Source organism: Ruegeria sp. ABV3_008 (assembly GCF_056161185.1).
Genome location: NZ_JBSWYP010000030.1, coordinates 1 through 2,504, shown reverse-complemented (window position 1 = coordinate 2,504; position 2,504 = coordinate 1). Strand labels below are relative to the sequence as shown.

At 59.7% G+C, this 2,504-nt stretch carries 2 protein-coding genes; both read right to left on the bottom strand.

The annotated features are described in order from the left end of the window. Positions 1-144: 144 nt before the first annotated feature. Positions 145-900 (bottom strand): IS21-like element helper ATPase IstB, encoded by a 756-nt coding sequence (gene istB, locus ACXAH8_RS23070; protein ID WP_475220840.1) that lies wholly within the window; start codon positions 898-900, stop codon positions 145-147. Beyond that, positions 897-2,384, bottom strand: a complete 1,488-nt coding sequence (gene istA, locus ACXAH8_RS23065; protein WP_475220839.1) for an IS21 family transposase — start codon at positions 2,382-2,384, stop codon at positions 897-899. Before istA ends, istB begins: the two co-directional genes overlap by 4 nt. Positions 2,385-2,504: the final 120 nt, after the last annotated feature.

Sequence of the window (2,504 nt, the reverse complement as noted above, 5' to 3'; positions counted from 1 at the left end):
TGTCAACGGCGGTGAGAAAGTCGGCCACGGGGCGGAGCAAAAGTCGTCCATTGCTTGGGTGGCCGACGCCTTGGCAAACGCGCTCCCAAATAGCTGGCGGTTGCCAAGGCGTCTTGGTCCGTTAGGACCAATCTTTTCTGTGTATTAGGAGTTCTGCCGAGCCCTGCTCTGTGCCAGGCGATAGCTTTCTCCGTTCATCTCCAGAATGCTGACGTGGTGGGTCAGCCGGTCGAGCAAGGCACCGGTGAGGCGCTCGGAGCCGAAGGTTTCCGTCCATTCGTCGAAGGGCAGGTTCGAGGTGATCAGGATCGAGCCGCGCTCGTATCGTTGGGAGATCAACTCGAACAGCAACTCAGCGCCGGTCTTACTGAGGGGCACGAAGCCCAACTCGTCGATGATCAGGAGCTTCTGTTTCACGAGTTGCTTTTGAAGCCTCAAGAGTTGGCGCTCGTCGCGGGCCTCCATCAACTCGTGGACGATTGCGGCAGCGGTCGTGAAGCGAACCGCCAGGCCTTTCTGGCAGGCGGCCAGACCGAGGCCGAGCGCCACGTGGGTTTTACCAGTGCCGCTGGGACCGAGAGCGATGACGTTTTCGCAGCGGTCGATCCATTCACCGCGCGCCAGTTCCAGCACCTGCATCTTGTTGAGGCTTGGGATCGCCGTGAAGTCGAAGCTGTCGAGACTTTTGGTGGCAGGGAACCGCGCTGCCTTGATCCGGCGTTCGATCATCCGCCGTTCCCGGTCGATGAGTTCGAGCTCGATCAGACGGGCCAGGAACTGGACATGGTCGCGGCCCTCGGCGGCACAGAGCCGAGCCTGTTTGTCGTATTCACGCAGGATGGTCGGCAGCTTCAGCTTTTTGAGTTGGTGGTTCAGCAGGATCTGTGGTGTCTCCGTCATGTCGAGGCACCTGTTGTCAAGCACATGTAGCTGGAGGGTGACGTCGTCGCCACCTTGGCCCGTGGCAGATACGGATAGACATCCAGATCGAGCCTCGGCGGCCGCCGCTCCACCCGACACAGCACCAGATGCTTCACGGCATCAAAGCTGATTGCTCCCAGCTGGAGAGCCGTCTTCACGGCAGCATGAACCTCTTCCATCTCGAAGCTTTCGAGCAGCCGTAGGACCTGCACGTATTCGCGCCGTCCGGCTTTCAGCATGCGCGCTTCCATCAACTTCTGAAGGGTGGTGAATGCCTTGGGCAGTTCCCATCCAGTCAGAGGAGCCGCCTGTTCGAAAGCGTTTATCTTCTTCTCAATCAGCGGCAGGTAATGAACCGGATCGAAGACCATGTCCTCGCGGTTGTAGCTGCGAACATGCCGCGCGATGGCCTCACCACCACACCCGATGACCACCCGGTCAACATAGGCGCGGATCCAGACATCGCGATGGCCGTAGGCAACCGGCACGGAATAGTCGTTGGTCTTATAGCGCACGAGGGCAAGAGAGCTGACACGGCCCGTGGCCTGGTCACAGGCCTCGAAGGAACGGGCGGGAAGCGGCGTCATGATCTCCAGATCGCGTTGAAGCCGCTCTCCAATCGTCTCATTGTGCCCGCGCAGCTTATCGTATTGGCGCTTCCGGCACTGCTCTTTGAGCCAGTTGTTGAAGGCATCCCAAGTCGGAAAACTCGGGACCGGCACCATGAAGTTGCGCCGGGAATAGCCAACCAGCCCTTCGACGGACCCCTTGTCGTTGCCCTTGCCAGGACGCCCGTAGCGGTCCCGGATCACGTAATGAGACAGCATCTCGCTGAACAGCCGCGCGCGTCTGCGAGTTCCGTCGGGCTCGATCTTCGCCACAAGGCACCGGTCGTTGTCGTACAGGATCGACTGCGGAACCGCACCGAAGAACCCAAACGCATGGACGTGCCCATCCATCCAGGCCTCGGCCGTCGCCGCTGGATAGGCTCGAACGTAACAGGCATCGCTGTGCGGCAGATCCAAGGCAAAGAAGTGAGCCTTCTGCTCAATGCCACCGATCACCACCACTGCTTCGCCGAAGTCGGCCTGAGCATGGCCCGGTGCATGGTTAAGCGGTACGAACATCTCACGATGCCGTCGACCATGCTCCCGAACATAATCCTTGATGATGGTGTAACCACCCTCGAAGCCATGCTCATCGCGCAGTCGCTCGAAGATCCGCTTGGCCGTATGCCGCTGTTTGCGCGGTCGTTGCCGATCTTCTGACAACCATTGGTCGATGATCCCGGTAAAACCATCCAGCTTGGGCCGCCGGATCGGTGCTGACCGCCGGTATCCAGGTGGGACCGAGAACGCCAAGATCTTGCGAACGCTGTCACGAGATATCCCAAAATGACGGGCCGCTTCTCGTTGGCTCATGCCCTCGGCACAAGCCAGACGAACTTTACGATACAAGTCCACGGTGAAGATCCTCCCACCCTCCCTCCGTCAAAAGAAAGGGCAAAGATGGACGACTTTTACGCCGCCCGCAGCAGGGTCATCCCGCCGCTACCGTGGTCGACTTTCTCACCGCCATTCTCA

Bases quoted from the DNA above. Each gene is read 5' to 3' on its own strand.
- istB (WP_475220840.1), bottom strand. From the start codon at position 900: ATGACGGAGACACCACAGATCCTGCTGAACCACCAACTCAAAAAGCTG.